The following is a 19,804-nucleotide window of genomic DNA, read 5'->3' on the forward strand; positions in this document are numbered from 1 at the left end:
CTTCGTCTAGGGGGACCGCAAACCCCGCATCCGGAGACCCGCAATGACCGACGAAACCGAAGCCGAGCTGTCCGGCGCCGCGCCCCGCCGCCGCCCCAAGCCCTCGGCCGAGAAGATCGGGAATCGCAAGCTCAAGCCCAGCACGATGATGATGGGCTATGGCTATGATCCGACGCTGTCGGAGGGGTCGCTCAAGCCGCCGATCTTCCTCACCTCGACCTTCGTCTTCCCCAATGCCGCCGCGGGCAAGCGTCATTTCGAGGGCGTCACCGGCAAGCGCCCGGGCGGCGCCGAGGGCCTGGTCTATTCGCGCTTCAACGGCCCCAACCAGGAGATTCTCGAAGATCGCCTCGCCGTGTGGGAAGAGGCCGAGGATGCGCTCGCCTTCTCCTCGGGCATGTCGGCGATCGCCACGCTCTTCCTGTCGATGGTCAAGCCCGGCGACACGATCGTCCATTCGGGTCCGCTCTATGCCGCGACCGAGACGCTGATCGCGCGCATCCTGGGCCGATTCGGTGTCCATTGGCTCGATTTCCCCGCAGGCGCCACGCGCGCCGAGATCGACGCGGTGATGAGCAAGGCCGCGACCGGAAACGTCGCGCTGATCTATCTCGAATCGCCCGCCAACCCGACCAACGCGCTCGTCGATGTCGAAGCCGTCCGCGCCAGCCGCGACGCGATCTTCACCGGCGCGAACAAGCCCCCCATCGCGATCGACAACACCTTCCTGGGGCCGATCTGGGCGCAGCCGCTCAAGCAGGGCGCCGAATTGGTCGTCTATTCGCTCACCAAATATGCGGGCGGGCATAGCGATCTGGTCGCGGGCAGCGTCGTCGGCGGCAAGGATCACATCAACACGATCCGCATGATGCGCAACACGATCGGCACGATCTGCGACCCCAACACCGCCTGGATGCTGCTCCGCTCATTGGAAACGCTCGAACTGCGCATGAGCCGCGCGGGCGAGAATGCCGCCAAGGTCTGCGAATTCCTGAAGGGCCATCCCAAGGTCGAGAAGGTCGGCTATCTCGGCTTCCTCGAAGGCGGCGACGATGCGCGCCAGGCCGATATCTACCGCCGCCACTGCATCGGCGCGGGCTCGACCTTCTCGCTCTATCTCAAGGGCGGCGAGACCGAAGCCTTCGCCTTCCTCGATTCGCTCAAGATCGCCAAGCTCGCCGTGTCGCTTGGCGGCACCGAGACGCTGGCCTCCCACCCCGCGGGCATGACCCACCTCTCGGTCCCCCAGGCCCGCAAGGATGCGCTCGGCATTTCGGACAATCTGGTCCGCATCTCGATCGGCGTGGAAGACGCCGACGATCTGATCGCCGACTTCGAGGAGGCGCTGAAGGCGGTCTAACCCCTTCGCTTGCGCAACCCGGGCCATGGGTTCATGGTCCGGGCAGGGGCCAGAGTATCGCGGTCACCGAATTCCTTCCGGGAGGCTTCGCGATGACTCATCTTCGTTCGCTATTGATCGCGCTCGTGCTGGCAGCCTGCGTCTTCCCCGCCGCCGCGTTTGCGCAGACCCCGATCGACAATCGCCTGAAGGCGATGGCGGCAAGCGACCGCGTGGACAAGGCGTTCGGCTCCGCCGCGATCATCGTGCTCGGGCGCACCGTCAACCCGAACGAAATCTATCCCTGGCTCGTGCTGATGGGCACGCCCGAATATGGCATGTCGGACGAGATCGCCAACGAGGTGGACCTCAACGGCGCCGTCAAATTCCTCAAGGCGTTCATCGCCAAGCCCGCCGGCGCGGGGCTTCGCGCCGAGCTGATCGATCGCGCGTTTCTCGAGGTTCACGGCCGCAACTCCACGCCGCTCGAACAGGCGAGCTGGGATGCCGAGGTCAAGGCAGGCAAGGCCTATTACGCATCGATCGTGGTCAAGGAGAGCGCCAAGCTCAACGCCTCGCCCGCCTTGCGCAAGGAGATGATCCAGCGCGCCTATCTATTCGCCGAAGGGCGGCTGCCCTATCCCGGCGACCTGGCATTCTGGGGCGGGAAGCAGGAGCATTACCGCGAGATCGTCGAGGCCGAGCGCAAATGGCTCTATTCGCCGGGCGGCGCGAAGGAACTGGTCGAGGTCGCCAAGCGCGCGTGGAAGGCCGCCTATGGCACCGTGCCGTCGGACGAAGCGCTCAAGGCGGTGCTGGTCAGGGCGACGCAGGGCAAAATGGTCTACGCCGAACTCGCCAAGGCGCTCTGAGCCGAGGCGGGCCGGGCATCAGATGGGCGCCGGCCTGCCGGAACCGGATCAAATCAAATCGTCACCCCGGCGAAAGCCGGGGCCCAGGGTAACGGGCGCAGCGCTTGCGGCTCTGGGTCCCGGCTTTCGCCGGGATGACGGAGATGGCTTAACCAATCGAACGCCACGCTAGTCCCACAGTCCCTTTATCCCCCCTATCGCCTTCTCGATCTGATCCGCCACCGTGCGGTCGTCCTTGAGCGAGGGGTGCCAGTCGCACCCGGTCAGCTCCATATCGACCGTCCGGATCACCGGAATGTCGCGGCCCGCGGCGGCCGCCACCGCGCGCACATCCTCGATGAACGGGTCGTGCGCCATCAGCAGGAAATGCGCCTTGGGGTGTCGCGCGATCAGCATGGCAAGGAAGCGCGAATAGCTCGCCCGGTAATCGGCATGGAGCGCCGCCTGGTCGGCCCATTTCTCGCCGGCATGGAGCGGAGTCGAGAAGTCGTTCGAACCCAGCTTGATGACGATCAGCTGCGGCTGCCAGCCCGCATCGTTCGCGGTCGACGCCTCCTCGCCCGGGATCGCCCGGGCATAGAGGACCGGGAGGTTCTGCTGCGGCGCGACGCCGTTATAGTTCCGCACGATCCCCGCGCCCGAATAGGCATTCACCCGGTAATCCGCGTCGAATCGCTTCGCCACCAGCGGGCCGAACGCCTGCTGCGTGTCGGTGGTGTCGTGGATTTCCTTCTGGGTACACGTGCGGCTTGTCGACGTGTTGCCATAGCCCGCGCTGTGCGAGTCCCCGATGAACTCGATCCGGCGCGCGCGATGCGGGGTCGCCAACGGCACGCCGTCGAACTTGAACCCGCCGAATACCGCCCCGCCCGACTGGCTCTCGGTCAGCTTCTCCAGCCGAACTACATGCTCGCCCTGCGGCAGCCCCTTCACGCCCAGGGTCAGCGCACCGGGCCGGATCGTCCCGCGATCCTTGCCATCGACATAGAGGCGGAAGATCTCGGTCTCGGTCTGCACCGTCGCGACCACCCCGGTGCCCTTGAAACGCTGCTCGAAATAAATGGCGGGCCAGCCGAACCGCATCCCCCCATCGGCCTGCTTCACCACGCGTCCGCCGACATTCATTTCGGGTGAGGAGGCGGGCGCCGCCGCCATCAGCGCCAGCGCGCCAAGCATCCACAATCGCCGCATATTCTCTCTCCCGTTCCGTCCCGTCCTGCCGCCTTGACTCGGGCGCGTGCATCCGGCCCAATGCCCTTCCGGAGGGGCGCGAATGAAAACACAGGCTAACAGGCCGACAACGTTGGCTGCAATCACCGATGCGGAGGCCGCGCGCTTTTTGCTGCGCGCGAAGTTCGGCGCGACCGATGCGGACATCGCCGCGGTCAAGGCGCAGGGCTATGCGGGCTGGCTCGACGCCCAGGTCAAATCGGCGCGCGGCCAATCGGGCGCGGCATGGCTCGATTCGCAGGGCCACAACGCGATCACCAAGGAGGCCGAATACTTCAACCCGACCGCGGGCGATTTCATGATCTGGAATCAGCTGCTCGCCCAGCCCGACGAGATGCGCCAGCGCTGCGCCTTCTCGCTCTCGCAATTCTTCGTGGTCTCGCTCAATCCGATCGACGGCTATTGGCCGCCCTATATCATGGCCGCCTGGTGGAATATCCTGCTCGACGAGGCCTTCGGCAATTTCCGCACCCTGCTCGAGCGCGTGACGCTCAATGCCGGCATGGGCATGTATCTCAACACCAAGGGCAATCTGAAGGAGGACCCCAAAACGGGCCGCGCGCCGGACGAGAATTACGCGCGCGAGATCATGCAGCTCTTCACCATCGGCCTCTATCAGCTCAACCCCGACGGCACCGAGAAGAAGGATACCGCGGGCAAGCCGATCGAGACCTATGTCCAGGCCGATGTGACCAGCCTCGCCAATGTCTTCACCGGTTATGACCATGACATGAGCCGGGTGAAGTTCCTGCGCGTCGCGTGGCAGAATTTCCCGGTGGTGACGGCCGAATTCACCAGCGATCCGATGCGGCTCGAGGCCAAGAACCATTCGAGCCGCGAGGTCAATTTCCTCGGCCTCACCATCCCCAAGGGCACGCCCGCGCCGGACCAGCTCAAACTGGCGCTCGACCACCTCTTCGCGCACCCCAATGTCGGCCCCTTCTTCTGCCGCCAGATGATCCAGCGCATGGTGACGAGCAATCCGAGCCCTGCCTATGTGAAGCGCGTCGCGGATGTCTTTGCCGACAATGGCCAGGGCGTGCGCGGCGACCTCAAATCGGTGTGGCGCGCGATCCTGCTCGATCCCGAGGCGCTTGCCCCGGCGGATCCCGGGGACAGCATGTCGGGCAAGCTGCGCGAGCCCGTCCAGCGCATCCTCAGCTGGGCGCGCACCGTCGGCGTCGATCCCGGCGACGGCAAGTACAAGATCTACAATCTGTCGCGCGAGGATACCGGCATCGGCCAGAGCCCGTTGCGCAGCGCGTCGGTCTTCAACTTCTTCCGCCCCGGCTATGTCCCCCCGCACACCGCGATCGCCAAGGCCGGCAAGCAGGCCCCCGAATTCCAGATCACCAACGAGACCAGCGTCGCCGGCTATATCAACTTCCTCCAGACCGCGCTGCGCTTCGGCAACTGGCAGTTCAAGCCCACCTATCTCGCACTCAAGCCGATCGCGCATGATCCGGCCGCGGTGGTCGACTGGTTCAACCTCCATCTGACCGCGAACCAGCTCTCGCCCGCGACGGTGACGCTGATCGCGACCGCGCTGGCGAGCAAGGGCATCACCCCGGCGGGCGACGACAAGGACAAGCTCGACATGATCGCCTCCGCCTGTCTGCTCGTGATGAGCGCCCCCGAATATCTGGTGCAGAAATGACCAACATCATCACCACCCCTGTCAGCCGCCGCGCGATGCTCAAGCGCGCCTCGGAGATCGCGGGAATGGGCGCCGCCGCCCCGCTCGCGCTCAACCTTGCCAGCATGGGCGACGCCGCCGCCGCGACCGCGCCCGGCAACGACTATAAGGCGCTGGTCTGCGTCTTCCTCTACGGGGGCAACGACCATCCGAACACGCTGATCCCCTTCGACAAGATGAACCATGCGCGCTACCTCGGCATCCGGGGCGGGGTGTCGTTCCAGCGCAAGGACCTGATCCCTACCGCACTGACGCCGATCCAGCCGCAGACGCTGACCGACGACCTCCAATATGCCTTCGCCCCCTATCTGCCGCGGCTCAAGGTGCTGTTCGACGGCGGCAAGCTCGCGCCCCTGCTCAATGTCGGCTCGCTGATCACGCCGGTCACCCGCGCCCAGTTCGACGGCTCGAACCGCGCCCTCTATCCGCTCCCGCCCAAGCTGTTCAGCCACAACGACCAGCAAACCTATTGGCAGGCGCTGGGCAGCGAGGGTTCGACGGTGGGCTGGGGCGGCCGGATCGGCGACTATGCGCTGTCGAGCAACGATCAGGCGCTGCTCACCTGCATCTCCGCCTCGGGCAACGCCGTGTTCGTCTCGGGCGACAAGGCGCTCCAGTACCAGATCAGCCCATCGGGCGCGATCCCGGTCAAGGGCATCAAGGAGGCCGGCTATGGCTCGCCCCAGATCATGGAGGCGCTCCACCAGCTGATCACCGCGCAAAGCAAGCACGCCTTCGAGAACGAACTCACCACGATCATGCGCCGCTCGATCGAGATGGAGGGGATCGTCAACGGCGCGCTGTCGAAGGTGAGCCTCAACACCAATTTCGACCTCGTGCCCGGCGAGAACAGCCTCGCCGACCAGCTCAAGATCGTCGCCCGGCTGATCGGCGCGCGCAAGGAATTGGGGTCGCGGCGGCAGATCTTCTTCGTCAGCCTCGACGGGTTCGATCACCACTCGAACCTGTCGCAAAAGCATAACGAGCTGATGAGCAAGGTCGACGAGGCGGTCGCCGCCTTCTACGTCGCAACGGTCGAGATGGGGGTCCAGCGCGACGTCACCACCTTCACCGCCTCGGATTTCGGGCGCACCCTCGTCAACAATGGCGACGGGTCGGACCATGGCTGGGGCAGCCATCATTTCATCATCGGCGGAGCGGTGAAGGGCGGCCGCTATTACGGCACCGCGCCGCACGTCTCCGCCACCACCGACGACCAGGTCGGCCAGGGCCGGCTGCTGCCGAGCACCTCGATCGACCAATATGCCGCGACGCTCGCGCACTGGTTCGGCGTGCCCGACAGCGAGATGGCGACGGTGCTGCCCAATATCGGCAACTTCCAGGGGCGGAATCTGGGGTTTCTTTGAATCCCTCTCCCCTCGTGGGAGAGGGAGGGAGGCGCGAAGCGCCGGAAGGGTGAGGGGGAGTGGGACTCGATCCCCCTCATCCTTCCCACGCCTTCGGCGCGGGCCCCTTCCTTCTCCCACAAGGGGAGAAGGAGATTAAAATCAAGCCGCCAATCTCACCTGATTCCGCCCGCCCTCCTTGGCGGAGTAGAGCGCGTTGTCCGCGCGCTTGACCAGCTTGTCGCGGTCGTCCCCCGGCACCAGCAGCGCGATCCCCGTGCTCAGCGTGATCGCGATCTTCTCGCCGCTCGGCAACCGGATCTCGCGCCCCGCGATCGCCCCGCGCAGCCGTTCGCATGCGATCCGCGCCTGGATCTCGTCGGTATCGGGCATCAGGATCGCGAACTCCTCGCCCCCCAGCCGCCCGACCACGTCGCCCGTGCGCATGATCGCCTCGAAGATCCGGGCGAGCGCGCGCAGCACCTCGTCGCCCCCGCCATGGCCATAGCGGTCGTTGACCCGCTTGAAATGATCGACATCCGCCACCGCGACCGACAGCGGCGCCCCGCTGCGCCGCGCGCGCGCCACCTCGATATCGAGCGAATGCATGAAGAAGCGCCGGTTGGGCAGCCCGGTCAGCTCGTCGGTGGTCGCGCTCAGCCGCAATTGCTCGGCGATGATGCGCACGCGCTTCTGCGCCTTGGCGGTCGAAACGCCCACCGCCGCGGCAACCAGCAACAGCACCAGCCCGGCGACCACAAGCGCATAATAGGAAGTCTGGGTCGCGTCGTTCGCCCGCTCGTTCGCCGCCGATCGTACCGCGAGCAGCCTTTGCTCCTCGGCCTCGATCGTCCCCAGCGCGGCAAGCACGGCATCGGTCGCGCCTATCCCCGCGCCGCTGCGCACCAAGGCCACTGCGCCCGCCTCGTCGCCGGCGCGGCGCAGCGCGATCGCGCGCTCCATCACCTTGTAGAATATCGCAGCCTGCGCGCGCAGCGCCGCGATATTGCGCCGCTGCGCCGGATTGTCGCGCGTCTGCGCCGCGATCCGCTCGAGCGCGACCGGCGCCTCACGCGCACCCGCACGATAGGGCTGGAGGAACTTCGGATCGCCGGTGATCAGGTAGCCGCGCTCGCCGCGGATCGACATATTGACCGCCGACTTCATCGTCGCGGTGGTGAGGAGCACCTCGAGCGTATGGACGTGCCATGCCTGCGCTTCGCGGCGTTCGGCGGCGGCATGATTGGCGTTGATGACGATCCCGGCGAACAGCGCTGCGAGGATCAGCAGCGCACCGAACCCGAAGACCAGCCGCTGCCCCCGCCCGCCCGGGACGGCATCCTGATCATGCGGGTTCTGCACCATACGCTCACTCCGGCCACCCTCCTGGGTGCCCGAGTCGATCATAGATTGATGCAGGTAAATGAAGCCCTTAACGACCCTATGGGATTCCCCTCAGTCGCCGTTCTCGGGCCCGGTTACGTCCCGGACACCGGCGGCGCCTCGGCCGGCTTGATGATCCTCACGGTGACCTGGCGCTCGCCCGCCTTCTCGAACTTGAGCGTCAGCGGGAAGCTCTGGCCCGCCTTGAGCGGTTGATTCAGCTCGGCCAACCAGACGTGAAGCCCGCCGGCATTCAGGCTCACCGGAGTATTGGCCGGAAGATCCACGGCTTTGACATAGGACATGCCCATCGCGCCGTTGCCGGTTTCCATCGTCATCAGATCGGTCTTCTTCGCGACGGGCGAGGACGCGCCGACCAACCGGTCCGCGGCCGGAGAGGTGATTGTCATGAAGACAGCCGCGTTCGCGGTGCCGCCGACGGTGTCGCGCGTCCACACGTCCTTGACCTGGGGTGCCGCCGGTTGCTGGCAGGCCGTGACCGGAAGCGACAGCAACAACGCGAAAGCCAGCCGTCTCATGATCGTCACCCCAGCGCTTGAGCAGCCCTTGTGCCACCCGACGGCGGTTTGCTATTGCGGCGCCATGGAAAGCAAGCCCCCTTCTCCCGCAGGCCTCGGCCCGAGCATCGATCGCCGCAAACTGATCGGCGGCGCGATCGGCGTCGGCGCGGTCGCCGCCGGGGGCATCCTCGCCACGAAATTGCTCACCTCCCCCGCCGCAGCCAAGCCCTTGACGGTCGGCGGCCTGGCGGTGACCTGCAACCTGACGCTGCCCGTCGCCTGCGCCGCCAATGCGGCTGCCAACCGCGGCGGATCGCAGTTCGAGTACCGCAAATATAGCGGCTGGCCCGAGGTCAAGGAATCGCTGATGTCGGGCGATCTTCAGGCGGCCTATATGCTGGCGCCGCTGGTGATGGACCTCGCCGACAAGAAGGTGCCGGTTAAGATCGTCTCGATCGGCCACCGTTCGGGCGCGGTTATCATGGTCCGCACCGATTCATCCTACCGGGATTTCCGCAGCCTCACGGGCAAGCGCGTCGCGATTCCCAGCCGCTTCGCGGTCGACTTCCTCTTCCTGCGCAAGATGCTGGCGCGCGAGGGGATGACGCCCAAGGACGTCGAGATCGTCGAGATGGCGCCCGCGGACATGCCGGCCGCCCTTTTTGCGAAAAGCGTCGATGCCTATTGCACCGGCGAGCCGTTCGGCGCGGCGGCGCAGCGCGCCGGCTATGCCCGGCCGCTCACCATGACGCGCGACGAATGGCCCCGCTATATGTGCTGCGTCCTGACGGTGCGCGAGGAGCTGATCGCGTCGAACCGGCCGCTGGTCCAGACCCTCGTCAATCACGTCCTCGGCGCGGGCACCTGGCTCGACACGCGGCCGCAGAACCGCGAGACCGCGATCCAGATCGCGGCGGGCCGCAAATATTTCAATCAGGATCCGAACATCCTGCGCTTCGTGATGAAGGAGCCGCCCGACCGCGTAACCTATGGCGACCTGCGCATGGTCCCGCAGGAGTTCGACGATCTGATGAACATGTCGGTGGCGGCGGGCACCCTCAAGCACCCCGTTCCCTACGCGAAATATGTCGATGACAGCTTCGCGAAGACGGCAAAGCCCGTGACGATCGCGCTTTGAGGTGGGTTCGAACCCGAGGTTCCTGACCCTCGCAGGGGTCGTGCTGCTGCTGTTCGCGGGTGCGGCGATCACGTTCCTCTCGCGCAATGCCGCCCGGCCGGAGGTGAAGCCCGTACAGGCTCCCGCGCGGCCGGCGGGGATGATCGCCGGCATCTTCGATCCGCCGCACCCGGCGCCCGACTTCTCGCTGCCCGGCTCCGACGGGTCCGAGGTGACGCTGGCGCGCTATCGCGGCAAGGTCGTGCTGCTGAGCTTCGGCTTCACCTATTGCGCCGCGGTATGCCCGACCACGCTGGCAACGCTCGCCCAGGTTCGGAGCAAGCTCGGCAAGGCGGCGGCATCGGTGCAGGTAATCTTCGTGACGGTCGATCCGGCGCGCGACGACGCGGCGCACATGCGCGATTATCTCAAGGCCTTCGATCCTGGCTTCATCGGCGCCACAGGCACCCCGGACGCCCTGGCGGCGGTCCGCGAGAAATATGGCGTTACGGCCGTCAGGCGCGGCGAGGGTCCCGATTATGCCATGGACCACACCTCGTCGATCTTCCTGATCGACCGCGCCGGCAAGCTGCGCGCGATGATGCCGTTCGGGCATGATCCTGCCGATTTCGCGCATGATATCCGGCTGCTGTTGGCGGAGTGAGCCAGAATATGCAGCCGCCTTCATGGATCCTGCCGCTGCGCCGCCACCCGATCGCGGCGGCGCTGGCGGCCGTCCTGCTCGCCGGGCTCGGCTGGGCCGCGCTGGCGCCAATCGAGCTGGCCTCGCACGAGGCGGTGTTCGAGATTCCGCGCGGCACCTCCGCCCGCCACATGGCCGGCGAGAAGATCGACATCCTGCCGCAGACGATCCGGCTGACGCTCGGCCTCAACGACATCCTCGTCTTCAAGAACGCCGATACCGCGCCGCACATTTTCGGGCCGACGCTGATCATGCCGGGCCAGACCTTCCGCCTGCCCTTCTCGCAGGCATCGACCTACAGCTTCCAGTGCACCGCCCATGCCAATGGCCAGCTCAACATCATTGTCGATCCGAATCCCGCGCCGGGCTGGGAAAGACTCAGCTGGCGTTTCCGCAAGCTCATGGGCGGCGCCTGACGCGTTTCGGCGCGCTACACTTCAGCTCCGGATTGTAACTACGTTACTACCTTGTTGCCCTCGCGCAACACAATGCGCCCACCGCACGAAAAACTGAGGCGCGGCACCGTGCCGGCCGCGGTTTCGAGGTTGTGAAATCCGTCCGCGATGCCGCAACACTGCCGGGCTGCGGCGGCAATTACCCGACCGGCGCGGCCTTTGGGGGAAGCGTTGAGGGAAACCGACAGCAAGCTGGCAAGGGTCGTGCCGCCGGTGCTCGTGATCGCGCTGCTGATCGCGGTCTGGTGGGCGGTCGTCGCACGCAGCGACAGCCCGATCTTCCCGACGCCGTGGCAGGTCGTCACCGGCGCATGGGACCTCGCGCAGGACGGCACGCTATGGGACCATATCCAGGCGTCGCTGGTCCGTGTCGGCATCGGATTCGGGCTGGCGTTTCTGGTCGCCGTCCCGCTGGGCCTGTGGATGGGGTGGGTTCCCGGCGCCTATTACACGCTGAACCCGCTCTTCCAGATGCTCCGCCCGATCTCGCCGATCGCCTGGATCCCCGTCGCGATCCTCTGGTTCGGGGTCGGCAATCTGTCGCCGGTCTTCCTGATCTTCATCGCCTCGGTCTTCCCGATGATCGTCCAGACCACCGTGGGCGTGCGCACGATCGACCGGCGCTATCTGCGCGCGGCGGCGAATTTCGGGGTCTCGCGCTCGGTGCTGTTCCGCCGGGTCGTGTTCCCCGCGGTGCTGCCCGAGATCATCGTGGGGATGCGGATCGGTCTCGGCGTGGCGTGGCTGGTCGTGGTCGCGGCGGAGATGATCGCGCTCAATTCGGGCCTTGGCTATCTGATCATGGACTCGCGCAACGCCGGCAACCGCTATGACCTGGTGATCGCCAGCATGATCATCATCGGCGTGATCGGCCTGCTTCTCGACGGCGCCACCCGCCTGCTCGAGCAGATGAAAACGGTGAAGTGGCGCTATGTCCGTTAGGGTGTGTACTCATTCCCCGCGATGCCCGGGATCGCCCGGAGAAGGCCGCTGGCAAGGAGCGGTGCGCAGCCGCGTAGCTGAAGCTACGCGCAAGCAGCGGCGACGCAGCCAGCGGCCTTCTCCGGGCGACCGCGAAGCGGCGGGCGCATTTTGGCGCACAGCGGCGTCGTTCGTCGGTCACGATGGAAATCCATCGCTCCACTCCTCACTCCTAGCCGTGCGCCAAAATGCGCTCCGTCACGGGCGTCGCGGGGAATGAGTACACACCCTCACAAGATCACGGTCGATGGCATCGGCAAGTCCTTCGGCGATCTGTCGGTCGTCGGCGGAGTGAGCTTCGACGTCCGCGACGGCGAATTCGTCGCGATCGTCGGTCCATCGGGTTGCGGCAAATCGACCCTGATGAACATCATCGCCGGGTTCGAGCGCGCGGATCGCGGCACGATCCGGATCGACGGCGTCGAGCGCAGCGGGCCGAGCCGCAACGGGATCATGATCTCGCAGCAGGGATCGGTGTTCCCCTGGCTGACCGTCCACGAAAACCTGATGTTCGCGCTGAGCGGCACCCGCCATGGCGACAAGGAGGCGCGCGCCCATCGCTATATCGAGTTGGTCGGGCTCGCCGGGTTCGAGAAGGCCTATCCGCACGAGCTGTCGGGCGGGATGCTCAAGCGCGTCGAGATCGCCCGTGCGCTCGTGGTCAAGCCCGAGATCCTCTATATGGACGAGCCCTTCTCGGCGCTCGACGCGCTGATGAGCCTCAGGATGCAGACCGAGCTGCGCCGCATCCTCGACGAAGAGCGCCATACCGTGCTGCTGATCACGCATGATGTCGAGGAAGCGATCTTCCTTGCCGATCGCATCCTCGTCCTGTCGCCGCGCCCGACGGTGATCCAGACCAGCTTCCAGGTCGATATGCCGCACCCGCGCAAGCTCTCCGACCCCAGGGCGCAGGAATTGCGCGAAGCGATCCTCAAGGAACTCGGGCTCTAGCGCCAAAGTACTTGAAATGTTGGATTTTGCCTGCTTGGCTTCGCGCGCCCGGGAGCTTGGGGCCGCTCTTTGACATCGCGAAGCACTGGCGCGGCAATAGGCGCGATCAGTGTAACCCTGGTGTTACCTTTGCTTCCCGCGCGCCGCGAACGAAGGCGCCGATCAGTGTCAAGTTCGTGTCAACTTTGAGCCAATCCGATCCCGGCTTTCGCTCCGCGCGCATTCCATGTTAGCGCTAACTTTCGAGCGGGAATCACTCGCCGCCGGAGAGGAAACCGCATGAAGCGCATCGCCGCCGCCCTGTTGCTTGCCACTGCCGCCATGCCTGCCAGCGCCCAGACGCTGAGCCTCAGCCCGCAAGGCTATTTCGAGGCCCGCGGGGCCAACGTCCTCGTCTTCTCCAACTGGTATGACGGCCTGTTCGCGGACTCCAAAATCTCGGGCGTGGAGATCGTTCAGCAGGACGTCCGTACCGCCACCAACGGCGATGTCCGCCTCTCCGCCACGCCGGGCCAATGGGACCCGATCGGCGCGCTCGTCAGCCGCAATGTCGATGCCACGAGGGGCGCGATCGAGGCGGTGCTCGAATACAAGGATTACGGCTTCCGCTACCGCATCCGCGCCGAGCGCCGCGGCGAGGCAGTGGTGATCGCGGTCATCCTCGACCAGCCCCTCCCCGCCGCCCTCGCGGGCAAGGCCGGGTTCAACCTCGAATTTCTCCCCTCGGCCTATTTCCACCACAGCTATTTCGCCGACGGCCAGCCCGGCACCTTCCCGCTCCACCCCTCATCGGACATGCGTTCGGGCGGCGAGCGCAACGCCGCCAGCGGCCGCAACATCGGCGCGGGTGCCGAACCCCTCCCCCTCGCCACCGGCAGCAATTTCGTCCTCGCCCCCGAAGACCCCAACCGCCGCGTCACCATCACTGGCAACGCGCCTATCAACCTCTATGACGGCCGCGACCAGGCGCAGAATGGCTGGTTCGTCCTCCGCTCCGAACTCCCCGCGAACAAGACCGGCCGCGTCGTCGAATGGACGATCGCGCCCAACAGTGTCGCCGATTATGTCCGCAAGCCGGTGATCGGCCATTCGCAGCTCGGCTACACCCCCGAACAGGCCAAGGTCGCGGTGATCGAGCTCGACCGCAACGCCACGCCCACCGGCCCCGCCAAGCTGCTGCGCGTGAACGCCGATGGCGGCTTCACCGAAGCCGCCGCCGCCGAGCCCAAGCCTTGGGGCGACTATCTCCGCTACAGCTACCGCATTTTCGACTTCAGCCAGGTGAAGGCCCCCGGCCTCTACTGCCTGGAATATTCCGGCACCCGCACCGCGACCTTCCGCATCGCGCCGGACCTCTACGCCAGGGCCTGGTACCCCACCAACGACGTCTACATGCCCGTCGCGATGGACCATATGTTCGTCAACGAGGCGTACCGCGTCTGGCACGGCGACCCCCACCGCGACGACGCCAAACAGGCCCCGCTCAATCACGATCATATCGACCTCTACGCCCAGGGCCCCACCACCGACACCAGGTTCGCGCCCGGCGAACATATCCCCGGCCTCAATGTCGGCGGCTGGCTCGACGCGGGCGATTTCGACCTGCGCACCCAGACCAATTACGGCGTCGTCCGCGAGCTGGTCGATATCTGGGAGACGTGGAAGCCGCTGCGCGACCAGACCCTCGTCGACCAGTCCAAACGCCATGTCGAGATCCACGTCCCCGATGGCTCCCCCGACATCCTCCAGCAGATCGAGCATGGCACGCTCCAGCTGATCGCCCAGTTCGGCGCGGTCGGCCACGCGATCCACGGCATCGTCGAACCCGATGTCGCGCAATATACCCATCTCGGCGACGCCGCGTCGAAGACCGACGGCGTGCCCGGCACCGACGACGACCGCTGGGCCTTCACCACCAAGGTTTCGGCGCTCAATTACGGCTCAATCGCCGCGATCGCCGCCGCGTCGCGCGCGCTCAAGGAGTTCCGCCCCGAGCTATCGGCCAAAGGCATCGCGCTCGCCAGGCGCATCTGGGACGAGGAGCACAGCCATGCCCCCGATCTCTATAGTCATGGCAACACCACCGGCGGCCCGATCGATTCGGAGGAATTCGGCGCCGCGGTCGAATTGCTCGTCGCGACCGGCGACAAGAAGTATGAAGACCGCGTCGCCGCCCTGCTCCCGGCGATGGCCAAGCGCTTCCCCTTCGGCCTCACCACCGCGATCGACGCGATCCCGCACATGCCCGCGAGCTACAAGGCCGCGATCCGCGCCGCGATCGTCGATTTCCAAAAGCGCCCGCCCTTCGGCCGCGCCAATCCCTATGGCGTGCCGATCACCGAAGGCGGCTGGGCCGGCAACGGGCTGGTCGTGAACCTCGGCATCACCGACTACGCCATCCACCGCGCCTTCCCCGATCTCTCGAACGGCGACACGGTCTTCCGCGCGCTCGACTATCTCCACGGCACCCATCCGGGCTCGGACATCTCGTTCGTCTCGGGGGTCGGCACCGTCTCGAAGGAAGTCGCGTACGGCAGCAACCGCGCCGATTTCAGCTACATCGCCGGCGGCGTCGTCCCCGGCGTGCTGATCATCAAGCCCGACTTGCCCGAGAATAGCGAGCAATGGCCCTTCTTCTGGGGCGAGAACGAATATGTCGTGAACCTCGGGCCGAGCTATATCGCGCTGGTCCATGCCGCGGATGACGTCGCGAAGGAGCGGGGGAAGCGCTGATTCCCTCTCCCTCCGGGAGAGGGAGTTAAGCCGACTTCCGCTTCCTCGCCACCGCCGCCGGCTGCGCCTGCGGCTGCCCGAACAGGAACCCCTGCACCTCGTCGCACCCCTCGCGCCGCATCACGAGGAGCTGGCGCTCGGTCTCGATCCCCTCGGCGAGGATCGGGATCGACAGGCTCTTGCCCAGCGCCAGCACCGCGCGGATGATCGCGATCGCCTGCGGGCTGTCGAGCTCGGCGACGAACAGCCGGTCAAGCTTGATCTTGTCGAACGGGAAGGCGCGCAGCGTCTCGAGTGACGAATAGCCCGTCCCGAAATCGTCGAGCGCCACGCCCACGCCCAGCGCCTTGATCTGGCGCAGCACATGGAGCGCCTGGTCGCGATTGGTCATGATCGCGGTCTCGGTCAGCTCGATCTCGAGCCGGCGCGGCGGCAGCCCGGTCTCGAGCATGATCTGATGGAACAGCGCGGGCAGCCCCGCATGCCCCAGCTGCGCGGGCGAGACGTTGACCGCCACCTTCCACGGCTGCTCCCAGGTCATCGCATCGCTGCAGGCGCGCCGCATCACCCATTCGCCGAGCGCCGGGATCAGCCCATATTCCTCGGCCAGCGGCACGAACATCTCGGGCGAAACCGGCCCGCGCTCGGCATGCGTCCAGCGCACCAGCGCCTCATAGCCGCTCACTTCGCGCGAATCGGCATGCGCCTGGACCTGATACTGGATCTCCAGCCCATTCTCCTCGATCGCGCGGCGCAGATCGGCGGCCAGCTCGCGCCGCTCGCGGATCGCCTCGTCGATCGGCGCGTCGTAGAAACAGGGGCCCGAAACCCCCGCGGTCTTGGCGCGATGCATCGCGAGATGCGCGTTGTTGGTCAGCGTCTGCGCATCGCCGGCATCCTGCGGATAGGCCGCCACGCCGATGCTCGCCGCGATCCGCGCGTTGAGCGATCCGATCGTGACGGGCGCCACCAGCGCCGCCTCGATCCGCTCGGCAAAGCCGGTCAGCTGCTGGGGCAGGTCGTAGCGGATCACCGCGACGAACTCGTCCCCGCCGAAGCGCGCGACCAGCTCGTGCCGCCGCATCTGTCCGCGCATCCGCTGCGCCAGCGTCGCGAGCACCGCATCGCCCGCCTTGTGACCATGCGCGTCGTTGATTTCCTGGAACCGGTCAACGTTGACAGCGACGACGCCCAGATGCGCGCCGCTGGTCCGGGCGATCTCGATCTGGCGCGTCAGCTCGTCGATCAGCGCGGCCCGATTGGGCAGTCCGGTCAGCGCGTCGTTGGTCGCCATATGGTGCAGGCGGCGCTGCACGTCCGATCGGGTCGAGCGATCGATCGCCGCCGCCGCCACGCCCGCGGCAATCACCACCAGCCCGACCAGCGCGGTCGCCAGCCCCAGCGCCTGCATCTGCCGCGTGTCGAGCGGCGCCTCGCTCAGCGTGAGCGGCGTGATCTTGAGCGCGGTCATCGCCACGAAGTGCAGCGCCGCGATCGCCACCACGAGCAACCCCGTCGCCGCCGCCATCCGATGCCGCGCCAGACGCGGCCATTGCAGCGCCCCGAGCGCCAGCGCCGCGAAGAACGACGCCGCCAGCTCCGAGACGGCGACATAGCCCGCACGCCATTCGACCAGCCCGTCGATGCGGTACGCCGCCATGCCGGTGAAATGCATCGTCGAGATCGCCACGCCGACGATCGCCCCGCCGAGCAGCGACCAGAGCATCCCCGGCCGCCACACCGCGATCCAGAAGCCCGCGCCCGTCCCCACCACCGCAACGATCAGCGAGACGATCGTCAGCACCGGATCGAGCGTCACCGGCACCCCGGCGCGATAGGCGAGCATCGCCACGAAATGGGTGCACCAGATCGTCGCGCCCGCACCGACCGCGGTCAGGAACAGCCAGCCGAGCCGCTGCACCCCGTGGGTCTCGCGCGCGAGCCCGAGCATCTGCACGACCGCGAACGCGCCGACGCAGCACACGAAAACGGCAAGCAGGACCAGCCAGGGATCATGTTCGCGCCCGATGCACAATGCGACGTCGATCATGACCGGCCTTCACGGGGCACTGACCGGCACGATGCCGATACCGCCATATTGGACCGACTCGTACACCGATCGCAGTTAATATGCCGTGAAATTGCGCGAACTTGCGGGCCTTGCTCAGGCAGCCGGCTGGGTCGCGCCGCTCCCCATCCATTCGGCAAGCACGTCCATCTGCACCGGAATGTCGAATTCCATCCCCGCATGGAGATCATGGCACCAGCGCACCCGCCCGGTCAGCGGCGGCAGCCCGTCGACGAACAGCGCCACCTCCATATCGGTGGACAGCGCCGCCTCGGTCTCGAACTTGGCGCCGTTGAGCGACAGGTCGCACAGCGTCACTTCGCTTTCGAGATCGTCGGTGTGCATCGTCGCGGCGCGGCGGATCCGCAGCCGCGGCGTGCGCGCGACGCGGCGATAGGGGCCCATCCGGCTCGCCCCGCGCAGTGCCTCGACCACGTCGATCGACTCGGCAAAGGCGACGCCCGCCAGGTCGTCCTGAACCCAGATCACGGTCGCGGGGACCGGGCAATCGGGGGTCACTTCGACCTCCACATCGGTGCCTACATCGATCGGCTGATAGAGGCGCAGCATTGCGCCCGCGCTCGAGATATTGCGGATCATGCACAGCCGCTGTTCCAGCCCGACGATCAGCTTGCCGACGCGCAGCAGCGAGGTTTGCCGCTCCTCGGCCCGCCGCTCGGGCGGGCTTGGAACCACCTCGCCGAAAAACACCGAGGTCAGCTCATGCGCTTCGTAATTATCCACTGTGCCCCCTCTTCCCGCAACGCGGGAAAACGATCCCTGGCCCAATACTGGAGGCTGCAGCCTGCCCTAAACCTGCTTCCGCTTGCTCAACGAAAAGGGTTATCGTCGCGGTTAGACAGCGTTGTCAGTTGCTGCTAGGCTCAAGCTGCTATTCAAATGCCCAGAACAGAATCGGGAGAGGACCATGACCAAATTCTCACGCCGCGATATCGGCAAGACCCTGGGCGCCGCCGCGGCGGGCGCGGTGGCCGCCAATCTGGCGACCGGCACGGCCGAGGCGAGCAAGGCGCCTGCGGCGGCATCCGGCCCGACGCTGCACGACCGTCCCTTTCCCCAGGATTTCAAATGGGGCTGCGCCACCGCTTCCTATCAGGTCGAGGGCGCCGCCACCGAGGATGGGCGCGGGCCGACCAATTGGGACGTCTTCTCCCACACCCCCGGCAAGGTCCATGACGGCGACACCGGCGACGTCGCGAACGACAGCTATCACCGCTACAAGGAAGACCACCAGCTGCTGAAGAATCTGGGCGTCGATATGTACCGCATGTCGATCGCCTGGTCGCGCATCTTCCCCGAAGGCCGCGGCAAACCCAACCAGAAGGGCGTCGATCACTACAAGGCGGTGCTCGACGATCTGCTCGAGCAGGGCATCGACCCTTATGTCACCATGTTCCACTGGGACTATCCCTCCGCCCTCCCCGGTGGCTGGCAGAATCGCGACACCAGCTACGCCTTCGCCGATTATGCCGGCTACATGGCCGGCCAGATCGGCGACCGCGTCCAGCATTTCATGACCACCAACGAGATCCGCTGCTTCACCGATTTGAGCCACAAGCAGGGCCTCCACGCCCCCGGGCTCAAGCTCGGCGACAAGGACGCCAACCAGGTCCGCCATCACGGCGTGCTCGCGCACGGCCTCGCGGTCCAGGCGATCCGTGCCAAGGTGCCCGCCCGCACCCAGATCGGCCTTGCCGAGAACCCGACCTTCTACGTGCCGGTGATGAACACCCCAGAGCATATCGCCGCCGCGCGCACCGCCACCCGCGACGCCAACGCGATGTTCCTCGGGGTGATCATGGAGGGCAAATATATCGACAGCTACGTCCGGTCGGAGGGCGCCAACATGCCCGTGATCAAGGACGGCGACCTCAAGATCATCTCGAGCCCGCTCGATTTCGTCGGGCTCAATTGCTACCAGCCCAACTATGCCCGCGCCGACGCCAATGCGGCCTCGGGCTACAAGCTCCTCCCGCATCCGACCTCGGCGCCGCGCATGGCCTCGCCCTGGCTCTATGTCGGGCCCGAGGTACTCTACTGGGCGGTGCGCACCGTCACCGAGCTTTACGGTCCCAAGGCGATCTACATCACCGAAAATGGCTGCTCGTCGGACGACAAGCTCGTCGACGGCCGGGTCGAGGACACCGACCGGCTGATGTACCTCCGCAACTATATCGGCGAACTCCAGCGCGCGGTCGCCGAGGGCTATCCCGCGGTCGGCTATTTCCTGTGGAGCCTGATGGACAATTTCGAATGGGCCGACGGCTATTCGAAGCGCTTCGGCATCCATTATGTCGACTTCCAGACCCAGAAGCGCACGCCGAAGCTCAGCGCCGAATGGTATAAGGAGCTGATCAAGCGCAAGGCGATGCTCTGAGGCCCTGG

Annotated in this window: 16 protein-coding genes; 11 read left to right on the forward strand and 5 right to left on the reverse strand. The window is 66.3% G+C overall.

Features of this window, described 5'->3' with window-relative positions:
* Nucleotides 1–43: 43 nt before the first annotated feature.
* Together OF829_RS03540 and OF829_RS03545 are read left to right on the forward strand one after the other, a co-directional pair.
* Nucleotides 44–1,360 (forward strand): cystathionine gamma-synthase family protein, encoded by a 1,317-nt coding sequence (locus OF829_RS03540; RefSeq protein ID WP_264938566.1) that lies wholly within the window; start codon nt 44–46, stop codon nt 1,358–1,360.
* Nucleotides 1,361–1,452: 92 nt separating this feature from the next.
* Nucleotides 1,453–2,211: a hypothetical protein gene (locus OF829_RS03545; RefSeq protein ID WP_264938567.1), complete on the forward strand. Its 759-nt coding sequence runs from the start codon at nt 1,453–1,455 to the stop codon at nt 2,209–2,211.
* Nucleotides 2,212–2,379: 168 nt separating this feature from the next.
* Here the strand turns inward: OF829_RS03545 and OF829_RS03550 are convergent, their stop codons facing one another.
* Complete coding sequence (locus OF829_RS03550) at nt 2,380–3,402, reverse strand: SGNH/GDSL hydrolase family protein (RefSeq protein WP_264938568.1); 1,023 nt, start codon at nt 3,400–3,402, stop codon at nt 2,380–2,382.
* 112 nt (nt 3,403–3,514) lie between these two features.
* Between OF829_RS03550 and OF829_RS03555 the strand changes: the two genes are divergently transcribed.
* Nucleotides 3,515–5,098 carry a DUF1800 domain-containing protein gene (locus tag OF829_RS03555; protein WP_264938569.1) on the forward strand — a complete coding sequence of 528 codons (1,584 nt, stop codon included), beginning with the start codon at nt 3,515–3,517 and terminating at the stop codon, nt 5,096–5,098.
* Complete coding sequence (locus OF829_RS03560) at nt 5,095–6,504, forward strand: DUF1501 domain-containing protein (RefSeq protein ID WP_264938570.1); 1,410 nt, start codon at nt 5,095–5,097, stop codon at nt 6,502–6,504. Before OF829_RS03555 ends, OF829_RS03560 begins: the two co-directional genes overlap by 4 nt.
* 141 nt (nt 6,505–6,645) lie before the next feature.
* Here OF829_RS03560 and OF829_RS03565 read toward each other — a convergent pair whose 3' ends face one another.
* Complete coding sequence (locus OF829_RS03565; protein ID WP_264938571.1) at nt 6,646–7,848, reverse strand: diguanylate cyclase; 1,203 nt, start codon at nt 7,846–7,848, stop codon at nt 6,646–6,648.
* Nucleotides 7,849–7,961: 113 nt separating this feature from the next.
* The gene (locus OF829_RS03570) at nt 7,962–8,405 is read right to left on the reverse strand and encodes a copper chaperone PCu(A)C (protein ID WP_264938572.1); all 444 of its coding nucleotides are present in this window, start codon (nt 8,403–8,405) and stop codon (nt 7,962–7,964) included.
* Between the two features lie 64 nt (nt 8,406–8,469).
* On the opposite strand from OF829_RS03570, the gene OF829_RS03575 reads away from it, so the two are divergent.
* The 6 genes from OF829_RS03575 to OF829_RS03600 all read left to right on the forward strand — a co-directional run bounded on the left by OF829_RS03575 (nt 8,470) and on the right by OF829_RS03600 (nt 15,330).
* On the forward strand, nt 8,470–9,525 hold the full coding sequence (locus tag OF829_RS03575; protein ID WP_264938573.1) for an ABC transporter substrate-binding protein: 1,056 nt from the start codon (nt 8,470–8,472) through the stop codon (nt 9,523–9,525).
* A 1-nt stretch (nt 9,526) separates the two neighbouring features.
* Nucleotides 9,527–10,168, forward strand: a complete 642-nt coding sequence (locus OF829_RS03580) for an SCO family protein (RefSeq protein ID WP_264938574.1) — start codon at nt 9,527–9,529, stop codon at nt 10,166–10,168.
* An 8-nt stretch (nt 10,169–10,176) separates the two neighbouring features.
* On the forward strand, nt 10,177–10,623 hold the full coding sequence (locus OF829_RS03585; RefSeq protein ID WP_264938575.1) for a cupredoxin domain-containing protein: 447 nt from the start codon (nt 10,177–10,179) through the stop codon (nt 10,621–10,623).
* A gap of 210 nt (nt 10,624–10,833) precedes the next feature.
* Nucleotides 10,834–11,604: an ABC transporter permease gene (locus OF829_RS03590; RefSeq protein WP_264938576.1), complete on the forward strand. Its 771-nt coding sequence runs from the start codon at nt 10,834–10,836 to the stop codon at nt 11,602–11,604.
* A 255-nt stretch (nt 11,605–11,859) separates the two neighbouring features.
* Nucleotides 11,860–12,597, forward strand: a complete 738-nt coding sequence (locus OF829_RS03595; protein WP_264938577.1) for an ABC transporter ATP-binding protein — start codon at nt 11,860–11,862, stop codon at nt 12,595–12,597.
* A gap of 279 nt (nt 12,598–12,876) precedes the next feature.
* Nucleotides 12,877–15,330 (forward strand): glycoside hydrolase family 9 protein, encoded by a 2,454-nt coding sequence (locus OF829_RS03600; protein ID WP_264938578.1) that lies wholly within the window; start codon nt 12,877–12,879, stop codon nt 15,328–15,330.
* Between the two features lie 25 nt (nt 15,331–15,355).
* On the opposite strand, the gene OF829_RS03605 is transcribed toward OF829_RS03600, so the two are convergent.
* The gene (locus OF829_RS03605) at nt 15,356–17,380 is read right to left on the reverse strand and encodes a putative bifunctional diguanylate cyclase/phosphodiesterase (protein WP_264938579.1); all 2,025 of its coding nucleotides are present in this window, start codon (nt 17,378–17,380) and stop codon (nt 15,356–15,358) included.
* A 114-nt stretch (nt 17,381–17,494) separates the two neighbouring features.
* Nucleotides 17,495–18,142: a PilZ domain-containing protein gene (locus OF829_RS03610; RefSeq protein ID WP_264938580.1), complete on the reverse strand. Its 648-nt coding sequence runs from the start codon at nt 18,140–18,142 to the stop codon at nt 17,495–17,497.
* Between the two features lie 184 nt (nt 18,143–18,326).
* On the opposite strand from OF829_RS03610, the gene OF829_RS03615 reads away from it, so the two are divergent.
* Nucleotides 18,327–19,796, forward strand: a complete 1,470-nt coding sequence (locus OF829_RS03615; protein WP_264938581.1) for a GH1 family beta-glucosidase — start codon at nt 18,327–18,329, stop codon at nt 19,794–19,796.
* The last annotated feature ends 8 nt before the right edge of the window (nt 19,797–19,804 follow it).

It is taken from the genome of Sphingomonas caeni (assembly GCF_026013415.1).
GTDB lineage: Bacteria > Pseudomonadota > Alphaproteobacteria > Sphingomonadales > Sphingomonadaceae > Sphingomonas > Sphingomonas caeni.